Origin of the sequence: Methylobacterium hispanicum (assembly GCF_022179285.1) — a bacterium.
Classification (GTDB): domain Bacteria; phylum Pseudomonadota; class Alphaproteobacteria; order Rhizobiales; family Beijerinckiaceae; genus Methylobacterium; species Methylobacterium hispanicum.
In genome coordinates, this window is the sequence record NZ_BPQO01000027.1 from 1 (window position 1) to 15,030 (window position 15,030).

Annotated in this window: 10 protein-coding genes; 5 read left to right on the forward strand and 5 right to left on the reverse strand. The window is 69.9% G+C overall.

The window, feature by feature from the left end:
• Positions 1–111 precede the first annotated feature (111 nt).
• Both MFF56_RS24520 and MFF56_RS24525 read left to right on the forward strand, forming a co-directional pair.
• Entirely contained in the window at positions 112–1,251 is a 1,140-nt protein-coding gene (locus MFF56_RS24520; protein WP_283207444.1) for a M24 family metallopeptidase, read from the forward strand.
• A 256-nt stretch (positions 1,252–1,507) separates the two neighbouring features.
• Entirely contained in the window at positions 1,508–4,867 is a 3,360-nt protein-coding gene (locus tag MFF56_RS24525; RefSeq protein ID WP_238231491.1) for a PAS domain S-box protein, read from the forward strand.
• Positions 4,868–4,943: 76 nt separating this feature from the next.
• Here the strand turns inward: MFF56_RS24525 and MFF56_RS24530 are convergent, their stop codons facing one another.
• Both MFF56_RS24530 and MFF56_RS24535 read right to left on the reverse strand, forming a co-directional pair.
• The gene (locus tag MFF56_RS24530; RefSeq protein ID WP_066918232.1) at positions 4,944–5,648 is read right to left on the reverse strand and encodes a class I SAM-dependent methyltransferase; all 705 of its coding nucleotides are present in this window, start codon (positions 5,646–5,648) and stop codon (positions 4,944–4,946) included.
• On the reverse strand, positions 5,638–6,102 hold the full coding sequence (locus MFF56_RS24535; protein ID WP_066918230.1) for an Rrf2 family transcriptional regulator: 465 nt from the start codon (positions 6,100–6,102) through the stop codon (positions 5,638–5,640). Before MFF56_RS24535 ends, MFF56_RS24530 begins: the two co-directional genes overlap by 11 nt.
• Before the next feature lie 415 nt (positions 6,103–6,517).
• On the opposite strand from MFF56_RS24535, the gene MFF56_RS24540 reads away from it, so the two are divergent.
• Genes MFF56_RS24540 through MFF56_RS24550 form a run of 3 tightly spaced genes read left to right on the forward strand, consistent with a single transcriptional unit; the run spans position 6,518 to position 8,634 of the window.
• Positions 6,518–7,045, forward strand: coding sequence for a TetR/AcrR family transcriptional regulator (locus tag MFF56_RS24540; RefSeq protein ID WP_197430405.1), 528 nt, complete (start codon positions 6,518–6,520; stop codon positions 7,043–7,045).
• A gap of 24 nt (positions 7,046–7,069) precedes the next feature.
• Complete coding sequence (locus MFF56_RS24545; protein ID WP_066918226.1) at positions 7,070–7,993, forward strand: SDR family NAD(P)-dependent oxidoreductase; 924 nt, start codon at positions 7,070–7,072, stop codon at positions 7,991–7,993.
• A complete protein-coding gene (locus MFF56_RS24550; RefSeq protein ID WP_066918224.1) occupies positions 7,990–8,634 on the forward strand; it encodes an NAD(P)H-binding protein in 645 nt (214 codons plus the stop codon). Before MFF56_RS24545 ends, MFF56_RS24550 begins: the two co-directional genes overlap by 4 nt.
• A 198-nt stretch (positions 8,635–8,832) precedes the next feature.
• Here the strand turns inward: MFF56_RS24550 and MFF56_RS24555 are convergent, their stop codons facing one another.
• The 3 genes from MFF56_RS24555 to MFF56_RS24565 are packed head-to-tail and all read right to left on the reverse strand — an operon-like array spanning position 8,833 to position 15,030.
• On the reverse strand, positions 8,833–11,988 hold the full coding sequence (locus MFF56_RS24555; RefSeq protein WP_238231493.1) for a multidrug efflux RND transporter permease subunit: 3,156 nt from the start codon (positions 11,986–11,988) through the stop codon (positions 8,833–8,835).
• A 19-nt stretch (positions 11,989–12,007) separates the two neighbouring features.
• Positions 12,008–13,186 (reverse strand): efflux RND transporter periplasmic adaptor subunit, encoded by a 1,179-nt coding sequence (locus MFF56_RS24560; RefSeq protein WP_066926533.1) that lies wholly within the window; start codon positions 13,184–13,186, stop codon positions 12,008–12,010.
• Positions 13,187–13,212: 26 nt separating this feature from the next.
• The gene (locus tag MFF56_RS24565) at positions 13,213–15,030 is read right to left on the reverse strand and encodes an ABC transporter ATP-binding protein (RefSeq protein ID WP_066926531.1); all 1,818 of its coding nucleotides are present in this window, start codon (positions 15,028–15,030) and stop codon (positions 13,213–13,215) included.

A 15,030-nucleotide genomic window follows, 5' to 3' on the forward strand; every position in this document is an offset into this window, starting at 1 on the left:
GGCCGCCTTGATGTCGCGACCGGCCGTCTTGCCTGCGTCGCCTGCCTCATGGCCGCCAACGCCCTCAACAATCCAGCCTGAGGTTTCGTCCTCAAACAGGCTCTAAGGTGGCTGAAAGTCAGGAAGCTGATGGCCGAGGCCCGCCTTGACGCCATTTTCGTCCCGCCCAACACTGGGTTATGGGACCATTTCCAGGCCAATGTACGCTACCTCACCGGAATAGGCGGCAATTGCTCCCAGGCGGCCTGCGTATTCCCTTTGACCGGCGAGGTGACCGCGATCACCAGCCCGGACGTCCATAAGGACTTCTGGCTGCAACGGCAGGACTGGGTGACGGACATACGTCCCATCGATACCGGTTGGGGCTACACGCAGATGAGCATCGACCGCTTGAGGGAGCTCGGTCTCGACCGTGCCCGGATCGGCGTGACGGGCCTCGCCGGCAACACCCGCTTTCCCGAAGGGATCACGCCTGCCGGCATCCTCGACGGGTTGGTCCGCGCGCTGCCCGCCGCCGAGATCGTCGATGCGAACCTGCTGATGGAGCGGGCGCGTTTCGTGAAGAGCACGGAGGAGCTCGCCTTCCTGCGAAAGGCCGAGGAACTCGTCGAGGCGTCGGTCGATGTCCTGCTCCGCGAGGCGCGTCCGGGCGTGCCGGAAAACGTCGTCTACGCGCGGATGCTGGCGGACATGGTGGAGCGGGGCGGCGAGGTGCCGACCATGATCCTGTGGTCGGCGGGTTGGCCGCAGCCGCCTTCGGCGCAGTACATGCCTTCGCTCCGTCCGCTTCGATCCGGAGACCTCATCTCCGTCGAGGCCGAGGCGCGTTGGGCGGGCTACGTGGCCCAGAACACGCAGCCGGTCTTCCTTGGTCGTGCGCCGGACATCTACAGGGAGCTGTTCCACCGTCAGCAGGAAGCAATTGAACGCTGCTACGAGGCCCTGCGGCCGGGTGCGACGGTCGGCGGGATATCCGACATCGTCGCGGCCCTGAGCGACGAGCGCTTCTGGTGCAGCCTCATCATGCACGGCCGAGGCCTCGGCGACGACGCGCCTATCAACATCCACAAACCGCGTGATGCGACCATGCGCGACTGGCGGATCGAGGCCAACGCGACGTTCATCGTCAAGCCGATGATCCAGACGCATGATGGGGCTCAGCGTTTGTACTGGGGCGATACAGTCGTTGTGGGGGAGAACGGCGCCGAACGGCTTGGAAAACGGGCGGCGGAACTCATCGAGATATCGTAGCTATGCCCAGGCTTGATGTGCGGAGCGCCGCCGTCGCCCGAAGCGGCGCGGTTCGGCATGGGACTGCCGCCCTATGTCCTGAGCGACAAGCTCGGCGAGCACCTCGTGGGCCTACCCTGTCCATCGGCGCATCGGACCTGGGACATTTATACCAGTACGATGTGCAACCGGTTCCGCCTGAAGTAGGATGTCGGAGGCGGAAGGTGCCGTTGGATCAACGACCGCGCCCAGACGGGTAGCCTCGATGCGCGGGTCGATGACACAGGAAATTCAGGCCGGCGTCTGGCTCCCCGTGGGCGGCGGCGACGTGGGCGACCTCGTCCGCGGCCATGACTGGGCGGCCACCCCGCTCGGCCCCATCGCCGAGTGGCCGCCCACGGTTCGCGCCATCGTCCAGACAGTGCTGCTCTCGCCCATTCCCATGGTGGCGATCTGGGGTGAGGACGGCATCCTCGTCTACAACCGGGGCTATGCCGAGGTCTGCGGTCCGCGCCATCCGCAAGCGCTCGGGGGCCGGGTGCTGGACGTCTGGCCTGAGGCGCGCGCCTTCAACGCCCAGGTCATCGAGAGCGGCCTCGCCGGGCAAGCCCTCAGCTTCACGGGCCAGGAACTCGAACTCTGGCGGCATGGCCGACCCGAGAAGGTCTGGATGGACCTCGACTACACGCCCATCCTCGATGAGGCCGGCAGGCCCATTGGTACGCTCGCGACGGTGCTCGACATCACCGAGCGCGTGCTGGCCGAACGCCGCCTCGCCGAGAGCGAGGACCGATTCCGCTTCCTCGACGGCTTGGCTCGGGCGACCGCGGACGCCCGCGACGCCGCCGCGGTGCTGGAGGCCACGACGCGCCTCCTTGGCGGTCACCTGGGCCTGTCGAACTGCGCCTACGCCGACATGGACGCCGACGGCGACGGCTTCACCATCCGCGGCAACTGGCACGCGCCGGACGCACCCTCGATCCTCGGACACTACAGCCTCGCCGACTTCGGCGAACTCGCGGTCCGGGAGCTCAATGCCGGCAGGCCCCTCGTCGTCAACGACAACGCCGCCGAGCTCGCCCCGCACGAGGCGCGGACCTTCCAGGCCATCGGCATCGCCGCGACGATCTGCATGCCGCTGGTCAAGGAGGGCCGCCTCACGGCCCTCATGGCCATCCATCATGCCGTGCCGCATCGCTGGTCCGACGCCGAGCTGGCGCTGCTGCGCGAGGTGACGGAACGCTGCTGGGCCTACATCGAGCGCGTCGGCGCCGAGGCTAACCTGCGCGTGAGCGAGGGACGGCTGCGGACCCTGGTCAACGCGACCTCCGACGCGGTGTACCGGATGGGCGCAGACTGGCGCGGGATGATCCGGCTCGATGGTCGCGGCATCCTGGCCGACGCCACGGAGCCGAGCGAGCGCTGGCTCGACCGCAACATCAAGCCGAAGGACCGGGCCGAGGTCCTCGCCGCCATCGCCGACGCCATCCGGCGCAAGGGGCTGTTCGAGCTGGAGCACCGGGTGCGGCGGGCCGACGGTACAGTCGGCTGGACGTTCTCCCGTGCCGTCCCGTTGCTCGACCAGGCGGGAGAGATCGTCGAGTGGTTCGGCACCGCGAGCGACGTGACCTTCCGGCATGAGGCGGAGGCGCGCCTGCGGGAGAGCGAGGCCCGCTTCCGCACCATGGCGGATGATGCCCCGGTGATGACCTGGATCACCGACGAGAACGGCGACTGCATCTACCTGAACCGGCGCTGGTACGAGTTCACCGGCCAGACCGAGGCGGAGGGGCTCGGCCTCGGCTGGCTCGACGCCATCCATCCCGACGACCGCCATCTCTCGGAGCAGACCTTCCTGGCCGCCAACGCCGAGCGGAAGTCCTTCCGCCTGGAGTACCGGCTGCGCGGCCGGGACGGCGCCTACCGCTGGGCCATCGACGCCGCCATGCCGTGGATCGCGGCGAACGAGGCCTTCCTCGGCTACTTCGGCTCGGTCATCGACATCGACGAGCGCCGGCAGGCCGAGGCGCGGCTACGCACCCTGACCGACGTCGTTCCCGCCTTCGTCTGGTTCGCCTCGCCGGACGGGCACCTGCATTTCCTCAATGACCGCTGGTGCGAGTTCACCGGCCAGACCCTTGAGGCGGCGCTGCCCGACGGTTGGATCGAGGCCGTCCACCCGGACGACCAGGCCCGGACCGCCGCGGCCTGGGCGGACGCGCGGGCGCGCGAGGTCTCCTACGAGATCGAGATGCGCTACCGGCGGCACGACGGCGCCTGCCGCTGGTACCTGGCCCGGGCCGAGCCCCTGCGGGACGCCGGCGGGACGGTGACTGCCTGGTTCGGCACCTCGACCGACATCCACGACCGCAGGCTCGCGGAGGACCGCCTGCGGGAGTTGAACGAGACGCTGGAGAGCCGCGTCGCCGAGCGCACCGACGAACTGCTGAAGGCCGAAGAGGCGCTGCGGCAGTCGCAGAAGCTGGAGGCCATCGGGCAATTGACGGGCGGCGTGGCGCATGACTTCAACAACCTGCTGACCATCATCCGCTCGTCGGTCGACTTCCTACGCCGCCCGGACCTGCCCGAGGCGCGCAAGGCCCGCTACCTCGACGCGGTCTCCGAGACCGTGGAGCGTGCAGCTAAGCTCACCGGGCAGCTCCTCGCCTTCGCCCGCCGGCAGACCCTCGACCCGCAGGTGTTCGCCCTCGACGAGCGGCTGCGTGCCATGGCGGACCTCCTCGATACGGTCACAGGGGCCCGCATCCGGGTGGTGCTGGATATCGCGGGGGCGCCCTGCCACGTGCGCGCCGACCTCAGCCAGTTCGAGACCGCGCTGGTGAACATGGCGGTGAACGCCCGCGACGCCATGGACGGCGAGGGGACGCTGACCCTGCGGCTGGCCTGCGGCGGCACGCTGCCGCCGATCCGCCGACACGCCGGGAGCTCGCATCCGTTCGCCGCCGTCTCGCTCTCGGACACCGGCGCGGGCATCGCGCCGGAGGTGCTGCCGCGCATCTTCGAGCCGTTCTTCACGACGAAGGAGGTTGGCAAGGGCACCGGCCTCGGGCTCAGCCAGGTGTTCGGCTTCGCCAAGCAGTCGGGCGGCGACGTCGATGTCGAGAGCGTCCCGGGAGGCGGCTCGACCTTCACGCTCTACCTGCCTGAGGTGCCTGCGGAGCCCAAGCCCCTGGCCGCCAAGGATGCCGCCGCTTCCGTGCTGCCCATCGGGTCCGGCCAGCGCGTGCTCGTCGTGGAGGACAACGTCGAGGTCGGGACCTTCGCCACGCAGATCCTTGAGGATCTCGGCTACCGCACGACCTGGGCGACGAACGCCGAGGAGGCGCTCGATAGGATCGGTCACGACGGATCGGACTTCGACGTGGTGTTCTCGGACGTCGTGATGCCGGGCATGGGCGGCATCGCGTTCGCCCGGCTCCTAAGGCGGCGTCTGCCGAACCTGCCGGTGGTGCTCGCCTCGGGCTACAGCCACGTCCTGGCGCAGGAAGGCGCCCACGGCTTCGAGCTCCTGCGGAAGCCGTATTCGGCCGAGCAGGTCTCCCAGGTCCTGCGCAGGGCGGTCGGACGGGATTGGCGGACCGGGAACGGTGAGGGTGACGGAATGCCGGGGCGCTGAACGGGGCGGCCTTATGGACGCGGCGCCCTACCATCCGTCACGTGATGCGGTGCCGGCCTAGCCGAGCCCCGGCCGCTCAGGCACGTCCGATCCAGCCGCGCCACGTGAAGGCGGCGAAGAAGAGTTCGACACCCCGGAAGCCGCCCGCCCGTAGCACGGCGGCATCCGTCTCGGGCGCGAGGGTGTGCAGGTGGGCCTGCACGGCGGCCCTGGCCTTCGCCGCCTGGTCGCAATCGACGCCGGAAGCGACCGCATAGGCCTCGTACCGGCCGATCCAGCGCGAGCGGCTGTCGTCCTGCGGGAAGCTTCCGTGCGCCGCCACGAACGGCGCGCCCGGCTTGAGCCGCCGGTGGATTGCCCTGACGGTGTCCTCGCGCGCGGCCGGGTCGAGGAAGTGGAGGGTGAGCAGGCAGGTCGCCGCATCGAAGGGGCCGAAGGGCGCGTCGTCGATGTAGCCCTCGACGAGTGTGACACGGTTCATCAGCGGCCCGAGCGTGCGCTCGGCCTGGCGGAGCATCTCCCCCGCCGGGTCGACGCCGACGAAGGTCCAGCCGGGATGCATCTCGGCCAATGCCCTGAGTTCCAGGCCCCCTCCAGCCCCGAGGACCAGAACCCGCGCGTCGGCCGGCGCGTGCTCGGCGAGCAGGATGCCGGTCATCCTGTGCAACGCCTCGAAGCCGGGTACGAAACGAGGCGGTCCGTCGGCATACCGTGCGGCGGCCGCCGGGTCCGAAAAGGCAGCCACGAAGTTGGTTGGTTCAGGCTGGGCGCTATGCGTCATTGGATCGGGCCTCCCGCCCGCACGATCCGCGCTTGGCCAAGCGCGCATGAAAATCCGCGCTGAGACGGGCCAGCGTGACGTCACCCAAACGCGAGAGCAGCAAGGCCTCGGCATCCTGAAAGGCGTCCGCGAGGGCCGCGTTGACCGCCTGCTCGACGAGGCAGGTCGGCTCTTGGCTCCGGTGTCCCATCGCGAACACCTCCGGCGAACCGAGCGCGACGTAGACGTCGTGCAGGGTCACCCGGTCGAGGTCGCAGGCGATGGTCCAGCCGCCGCCATGCCCTTTCCCGGAGGCGACGAGCCCGAGGTCGCGCAGTCCGGCCATCGTCCGGCGCACCACGACCGGGTTGGTCCCCATCATCATGGCCAGCCGCTCGGACGTCACCGGCCCGTCGGCCTCGTCCATGTGGAGGAGGACATGCAACACGCCAGACAGTCTGCCATCCCGTCTCATGAAACTTCAATAGTTGCATGATAGGGATGGTGTCAACCGAGACCAGGCCTCAGGCGGCAGTTGGCCAAGATGGAGATCCGCTGAAGCCGCACGCCCGTTGGGCCTTCGCATTTGGACGGTGTTGCTCGCTCTTGAGCCCCTGCCTCAGGCCTCAGCGACTGCCCTGAAAGGCTCAAAGGCAACGCGGTCTGCGGTTTCCGCCTCCTCGGGAGAGGCTTGGAGTTCGGGCGGGATTGAGGCGAGCGATAGGCGGCGACCCAGTCGAAATGGTCGAAACCTTTGGTTTGCCACGGAACCCAACCCTCCAAGTTGGGAGAATCCGCAGCACCCTCGAAACGTTGTTGACTGACTGATCACTCTTTCATATCGTCCTGCCATGGCGAGACCCAAGAGCGACGCGAAGCGCAACGAGATCATGGAGGCGGCGATCAGGATCGTCGCCGAGCAGGGACTACGTGCGTCGACGGCGTCAATAGCGAAGGCCGCAGGCGTCTCGAACGGCGCCCTGTTCATCTATTTCGAGACCAAGGCCGACCTGCTGAACGAACTCTACGTCGAGCTGAAGTTGCGGATGGCCGCCGCGACCGTGGATGGCCTCCCGGAGGAAGTCGAGCCTCGCGACCAGTTGCGGCACGTCTGGTACGGGATGCTGCGCTGGGCGCGGGAGAAACCACTTGAGCGCCTGGCGCTGGCGCAGCTCGGCGTCTCGAACGACTTGACGCCCGCCACGCGCGACATCGCGAGCCGCCCCTACGCTCGGGTCGTCGAGCTCCTCGACCGCTGCCGCGCCGACGGTGCGATGCGCGACGCCTCCCCGATGTTCGTCGCCTCGCTGGTGATGGCCATGACGGAAGCCACCATCGACGGGATCGCGGCCGACCCGGCCGCCGCCGAACGCCATGCGGCGATTGGGTTCGACGCCCTGTGGCGTTCGATCAGCTGACCGAGAACGAGGATCGGAGATACCATGACCAATGCGGAAACCCAACCCGGCTCGCGTCGAGACCTGGCTGTCGTCACCGGAGCGTCGAGCGGCATCGGCGCCGCGACGGCGCGCGAGCTCGCCGGCCGGGGCTATCACGTCCTGGCGGGCGTCCGCCGGAACGTGGACGCCGACGCGCTGCGCACCGCGAACATCGAGCCGGTCATTCTCGACATCACGCAAGAGGCCGGGATCGCCGCCCTCTCGCAGCGCGTCGGGAACGATCCCGAGCGTCGACGGCTAGCCGTGCTGGTCAACAATGCAGGCGTGGGGATCAACGTGCCTGTGGAGACCTACGCGCTGCCGGACTGGCGCCGCCTGTTCGAGGTGAACCTGTTCGGCCATGTCGCGGTCATCCAGGCCCTGCTTCCCGCCTTGATCGAGAGCGGCGGGACCATCGTCAACGTATCGTCGGTGGGCGGCCGGGTGGCGATGGGGGCCTACGGTCCCTACGCATGCACCAAGTTCGCACTGGAAGCGCTCAGCGACTCGCTGCGCCGCGAGGTCGGTCAGCTCGGGGTGAGGGTCGTCGTGATCGAGCCGGGGGCTGTCAGGACGGAGATGCTCGGACAGGTCGGCGTCCGGGCCGAGAGGGTCATCGACGCCATGACCGTCGCGCAGCGCGGGCGCTACGCGGCGCTGTTGCGGGCGGTGGTGGCCCAGGCTGAGGCCTCGGAAGAGGGCGGGGCCTCGCCCGAGGATGCGGCCCGCACCATCGCGGGCGCGGTCGCCAGGGCGCGTCCGAGGACCCGGTACACCGTCGGCCGCTGGAGCGGGGCCTTCGTCGGCTTGACCCGCCTTCTGTCGGACCGGGCACTCGACCGGCTCCTCGCCGCAGGCCTGAAGCCGCACCTTCCCAGGTCGGCGCACGCCCCTGCGGCGGCCGGGCGGCTCGGGCGTCCGGCATGACCACGGTCCTCATCGCCGGTGCCACCGGTCTCGTCGGAGGCCTTGCCCTGGGACTGGCGCTCGCCGACAGCCGGATCGACCGCGTGGTCGCCCTGACCCGTCGCCCGGTCGAGACCCATGCCAAATTGCGAAACGTCGTCGTCGACTTTTCGGACCTCCCCGCCGATGCCGACTGGTGGAACGTGGACGGCGTCATCAGCGCCCTGGGCACGACGCGCGCCCGCACCCCGTCGCCCGACGAGTACCTGGCAATCGACCGGGACTATCCGCTCGCCATCGCACGCCTCACGCGCAGCCATGGCGCCACCCGGTTCGCGCTGGTCTCCTCGCTTGGCGCCGATCCTCGCTCGCGCTTCGCCTATACTCGTAGAAAGGGCGAACTGGAGAGCGAGCTCAAAGCGCTGGCCTTCCCGTCGTTGACAATCGTGCGTCCGAGCGCCCTCGACGGGCAACGCGAAAGCGCGCGGCTCGACGAGCGATTGGCCGTCGCTGTCTTGAAGTCCCTCACGCCCGTCTTGCCGTCTCCCTGGAGGTCGAGCTCGGCGACCGGGATGGCCAAGCTCCTCGTCGAGGGCGCCGTCGCAGCCCGGCCAGGCATCGCCGTCAAGACGAACGCCGACGTGGGATCGTGTTCGACCTGACGATCCCGCGAACGCATTCGGTGCTGGCTGCCGAGCCCGGACCCGCTCGGAGGGAGCGTCCGGTGGCTCGCCGGCGGGACCTGATTATTGTCGGCTCACCGGAGGGATGAAGCAGGCTGCCGACCGTCAGCGCAAACCGCCAGGATGAAGCAGTCGTTCATTCTCCGTCGGGTGAAGCCATGGGCGCGTGGTGCAGGGCTAGCCCGCCGGGATGCCGTGGGTGCTCGCGGCTTCGGTTTGGCGGCCCTTCGTTCCCATCGCCTGACGCGACGGGGAGGCTCGCGCGATCAGGACGAAGAGGAGCGGGGTGACGAACACCGCCAGCACCGTCGCGGTGACCATACCGCCGAGCACGCCGGTGCCGATGGCCCGCTGGCTGTTCATGCTGGCCCCCGTGGCGACGGCGAGCGGCACCACGCCGAGGATGAAGGCGAACGAGGTCATCACGATGGGCCGGAAACGCAGTTCGCATGCCTCCAGCGCCGCCTCGTGCAGGGACCGGCCCTGCGCGACGAGGTCCTTGGCGACCTCGATGATGAGGATGGCGTTCTTCGCCGTCAGGCCGATCACCGTGATCAGGCCGACCTTGAAGTAGACGTCGTTCGGCATGTCCCGCAGCAGCATGGCGAAGACCGCGCCGACCACGCCGGTGGGCACGACGAGCAGCACGGCGAGCGGGATCGACCAACTCTCGTAGAGCGCGGCAAGGCAGAGAAAGACGCAGAACAGCGCCAGCGCTAGCAGGTAGATCGCTTGAGAGCCCGACAGCTTCTCCTGCAGCGACTGCCCGGTCCAGGCGAAGTCGAAGCCCGGCGGCAGCTGCCCCGCCAGACGCTCCATCTCGGACATGGCGTCGCCGCTGGCGTAGCCGGGGGCCGCGCTGCCGGAGATCTTGATGCTCGGGTAGCCGTTGAAGCCCACGACCTGCGACGGGCCCATCGTCCATTCGACCCGCGCGAAGGACTGGAGCGGCACCATCTGCCCCTTGGCGTTGCGGACGTTGAGGTCGAGCAGGTCCTCGGCCTTCATCCGCCGGGAGGCCTCGGCCTGGACGATGACCCGCTGCATCCGCGCCTGGTTCGGGAAGTCGTTGACGTAGGCCGAGCCGAGGCTCGTCGAGAGCGCGTCGTTGATGTCGGCGAAGGTGACGCCGAGCGCGTTCGCCTTCTGCCGGTCGAGGACGAGCTCGATCTGCGGCGCGGTCGGCAGCCCCTCGACGTAGACGCCCTGCAGGATCGGGCTCTGGCCCGCCGCCTTGAGGAGCTGGTCGCGCGCGGCCGCCAGGGCCGCATGGCCCTGCTGGCCCTTGTCCTGCAGGCGGAAGGCGAAGCCGCTGGAATTTCCGAGCGAGTCGATGGCCGGCGGCGACAGCGACATGGCGATGGCGTCCGGCATCTCCCCGAGCGCCGCGTTGGCGCGGGCGGCGATGGCGTCGGCCCCGTCGCTCAGGCTGCGCTCGCCCCAGGGCTTCAGCCCGACGAAGTTGAGCGCCGCGTTCTGGCCCTGGCCGGAGAAGCCGAAGCCGAGCAGCAGGGTCTGGCTGTCGATGCCGGGTTCGCGGGCGAAATGCGCCTCGATGCGCTTGGCCACGTCGAGCGTGCGCCCGGTGGCCGATTCCGGCGGCGTCTGCGCGTCGACGATGACGTAGCCCTGGTCCTCAATGGGCAGGAAGCTCGACGGCATGCGCAAGTAGCCCCAGCCGAGGGCGGCGACGAGCAGGCCGTAGACGAGGAGCGCCCGCACCGGCCGGCGCAGCAGCCCGGCGACGCCGGAGCGGTAGGCCAGCGTGCCGGACCGGAAGCGGCGGTTGAACCAGCCGAAGAAACCGCCTTTGTCGTGGCCGTGCCCGGCCTCGATGGGCTTCAGAAGCGTGGCGCAGAGTGCCGGGGTGAGCGAGAGCGCCAGGAAGGCCGAGAAGGCGATGGAGGTCGCCATGCTGACGGCGAACTGGCGGTAGATCACGCCGACTGAGCCGGGGAAGAAGGCAAGCGGCACGAACACCGCGACTAACACCGATGTGATGCCGACGATGGCCCCGGTGATCTGGCCCATGGCCTTGGCGGTGGCCTCCCGCGGGGGCAGGCCCTCCTCGGACATGATCCGCTCGACGTTCTCGACCACGACGATGGCGTCGTCGACCAGGATGCCGATGGCCAGCACCATGCCGAACATCGTCAGCACGTTGATCGAGAAGCCGGCGAGCAGCAGCGCGCCGCAGGTGCCGAGCAGGGCCACCGGCACGACGATGGTCGGGATAAGGGTGTAGCGGACGTTCTGGAGGAACAGGAACATCACCGCGAAGACGAGCGCCATAGCCTCGGCGAGCGTCATCAGCACCTTCTTGATCGAGACCTCGACGAAAGGCGTGGTGTCGTAGGGGACGCTCACGCGGACGTTGGCCGGCAGCGTGCGTTGGAGCTGGGCGAGCTTCGCCTTCACCCCGCTGGCGGCGGCGAGGGCGTTCGCACCCGGGGCGAGCTGGATGCCGATGCCGGCGGCGGGGCGCCCGTCGAGGCGGGTCTGCATCGTGTAGGACTGCCCACCGAGCTCGACCTCGGCGACGTCGCGCAGGCGGACTAACGAGCCATCCGTGTTGGCGCGCAGCACGATTTCCCCGAACTCGGCGGGCGTGGTCAGTTGCCCCTTCACCAGCACGTTGGCGGCGATGCGCTGGCCCTCCCGCGCCGGCTGGGCGCCGACGACGCCCGAGGCGACCTGCGCGTTCTGCGCGCCGACCGCGGCCGTCACGTCGCCCGGCGTCATGCCGAGGCCGACGAGCTTGACCGGGTCGATCCAGATGCGCAGCGCCTTCTCGGACGAGAACAGGGTGGCGCGGCCGACGCCCGGCACGCGCCGCAACTCGCCTAGCAGTCGGCGGGCGGCAAGGTCGCCGAGGTCGGTCTCGCTCATGGTGCCGTCCTTCGAGGAGACGGTCACGAATTGGAGGAAGCTGGTGCTGGCCTCCTCGACGATGACGCCCTGCTGGGTCACGGCGCGGGGCAGGCGCGCCTCAATGCGCTTGATCCGGTTCTGCACCGCCACCGTCGCCTTCGACGGGTCGGAGCCCGGCGCGAACGAGGCCGTGATCTGCGCCATGCCGGACGTGTCGCTGGTGCTCTCGAAGTACATCAGCCCCGGGATGCCGTTGAGCTCCTCCTCGATGATGCGGGTGACGCCGTCGTAGAGCCGCTCCGGCGGGGAGCCGGGGTAGGTCGCCGTCACCTGGATCGTGACCGGGGCGACGTCCGGGTACTGCGAGACCGGCAGGTAGGCGATGGAGATCGCCCCCACCAGCATGATGAAGATGGAGACCGCCCAGGCGAAGATCGGGCGCGCGATGAAGAAGCGGGTCATGGCGGCGTGATCCTGTCGGTCAGGGCTTAGAGGAGGCGGAGGCGGTCCGGGGCGCTTGCCAGGGCGACGGGTTGACCGCCATGCCCGGCTGGAGCCTCTGGAAGCCCTCGACCACGACAGTCTCGCCGGCCTTCAACCCGTCCTCGACGATCCAGCCGGCATCCGTCAGCGCCCCCGCCCGGACGGGGCGCAGGGCCACGGTCCGGTCCTCGCCGACGACGTAGACCTGTGCCACGCCGGCGCTGCTGCGCTGAATGGCTTGGGCCGGGACGAGGACGGCCCCCGGCAGCGTGCCCTGCGCGACGCGGACGCGGACGTAGGTGCCCGGCAGCAGGGCGACCTTCGGGTTCGGGAACGTGGCGCGGAGGCTGACCTGCCCCGTGCCGGGGTCGACGCTGACGTCCGTGAACAGGAGCCGCCCGGCATCCGCGTGGAGCGAGCCGTCCGGTAGGACCAGCCGTACCCCCGTCTCCTCCTTCCCCGAGGCGCGCTCGGCGAGGCGGCTCGGGTCGGCGGCCGAGGCGTTGAAGTCGGCGAAGATCGGGTCGACCTGCTGGATCAGGGCCAGCTTGGTCGCATCGCCCTGGCCGACGAGCGCCCCCTCGGTGACGAGGGCCCGGCCGATGCGACCGGCGATGGGCGCGCGCACGGTGGCGTAGTCGAGGTCGATCCGGGCGCGGGCGAGTTGCGCCTTGGCGCTCGCGACGTCGGCCTCGGCCTGGCGCAGGGCGGCGACCGCGATGTCCTGCTGGGCGGCGCTCGCGGCCTGGCGCTCCAACAGGGTCTCGGTGCGCTCCGACTGGCGCTGCGCCTGCACTTTGGTCGCCTCGGCCCGGGCGAGCGCGGCGGCCTTGGCATCCACCTCCGCCCGGTAGACGGCCGGGTCGATCCGGAACAGGACGTCGCCCTTGGCCACTAGGCTGCCTTCCTCGAAGGTGCGCTCCTGGACGATGCCGGAGACCTGGGCCCGCACCTCGGCGACCCGCGTCGAGGTCAGGCGGCCCGGCAGGTCGAGGATGCGGGGCACCGTGACCGCCGCGACAGTGACCGTCGAGACGTCGGGGGTGGCGCCCGCCGCACCGGGCCCGCCCGCGGGCTGGCCGTCTGCCGCCGGCTTGCAGCCTTGCAGGGCGAGGAGGGCGAGGCAGGCGGCGGCGGTGAGGACCGGCGTCCGGTGGAGGGAGGTGGGAATCGACATGGGGAAGGTCCGTTGGTGCCGGGCCGTCAGGCGGCCTTGCGCACGAGGCGCGCGTAGGCGCCGTCGCGGGCCAGGAGGGTTTCGTGCGTTCCGCTCTCGACCACTCTTCCGCGGTCCAGCACGACGATCTGGTCGGCTCGGCGCACGGTCGACAGGCGATGGGCGATGGTGATGGTCGTGCGGGGCTTGCCCGGCCGCGTCAGGGCCTCGACCACGGCCCGCTCCGTGGCGGTGTCGAGCGCGCTCGTCGCCTCGTCGAGCAGCAGGACCCGGGGATCGCGCAGGATGGTGCGGGCGAGCGAGAGACGCTGCCTTTCGCCGCCGGAGAAGCGGTGCCCGCGCTCTCCCACCACCGTGTCGTACCCGTCAGGCAGGGCCGCGATCAGGTCGTGCAACTGGGCGATGCGCGCCGCCTCGACCATCTGCGCCACCGTGGCCTCTGGCCGGGCGAACAGAAGGTTCTCGGCGATGCTGGCGTGGAGGAGGAACGGGTCCTGCGTCACCACCCCGAGGATGTCCGAGAGCGAATGCATGCACAGGTCCCGCACGTCGACGCCGTCGTAGAGGACGGCGCCCGCGTCGACGTCGTGGAGGCGTGCCAGGATGTGGCCGAGGGTCGACTTGCCCGAGCCGGTCGCGCCGACGATGGCGGTATGGGAGCCGGCGGGGATGTCCACCGTGACGCCGCGCAGGGTGGTGGGTCCCGACCGGTCGTAGGAGAACGTCACGCCGTCGAGGCGCACGTGGCCGGCGACCTTCGAAGGATCGAGGGTGACGGCGTCCGGTCGCTCGGTGATGCCGACCGGCTTGTCGAGGTACTCGAAGATGCGGGCGAACAGCGCCCGCGCCTTGCGGGCCTCGACGCCCGTGCGCAGCACCTCCTCCAGCGGGAACAGCATCTGCTCCTGCAGCGCGATCATGGCGACGAGCGTGCCGATGGTCATCGCCGTCCCGGCGTTCATCATCCAGCCGCCGAGGAACAGCGTGAGGGCCGGCAGGGCCTGAAGCACCAGGTCGATGACCGACCACTGCCACTGCCCGGCCGTGTGGGACCGGACCTCCAGGTCCGCCACCTCACGCGAGGCCCGCGCGAAGCGCTCGACCAGGTGCCGCGTACGGCCCGTCGTGCGGGCGAGGACGATGCCCGAGACCGACAGAGACTCCTGCACCGCCGAGGTCATCTCGGCGATCCGCTCCTGCTGCGCGTAGGTGGTCTCCTCGCGCATCCGGCCGACGCGGTTGCTGATCCAGGTCGCCAGCGGCAGCACCAGGAACGAGAACAGGGCCAGCCGCCATTCCAGCATCAGCATCGCGGCCGCCGTCATCGCGACCGCGCTGGCGTTGCGCGTCGCCTCTCCCGCGGTGTGGGTGACGAGCGCCTGGAGGGCGCCGATGTCGCTCGCGATGCGCGATTGGATGTCCCCGCCCCGGGTCGCCGTGAAGAAGCCGAGAGGCAGCGACTGGAGGTGCGCGTACACGCGCACCCTGAGGTCGTGCATCAGCGCCTGCCCGACCTTCGCGGTGACGAGGGCCTGGAGCACGCCGATGCCGGCGCCGAGCGCGGCGAGGCCGACGAGGCTTCCCGCGAGCAGCCCGAGCAGCCGCACGTCGCCCCGCGGCAGAGCGACGTCGATGATCTCCCTGAGCAGGAACGGGGCGGCGAGCCCCGCCGCCGTCGCGAGCGCGATGAGCAGGAGGACGAGCGCGATCCGGCCCGCGTAGGGACGGAACAGGTCGAGGATGCGCGCCGCGGACACGTGCCTGGATGCCACTTCGTCGTAGGCGTCGTCGCTCCCGTCCGGGGCATAAGCCGCGGCGAGTTCAGGCGTCGAGGAACGTGCCAT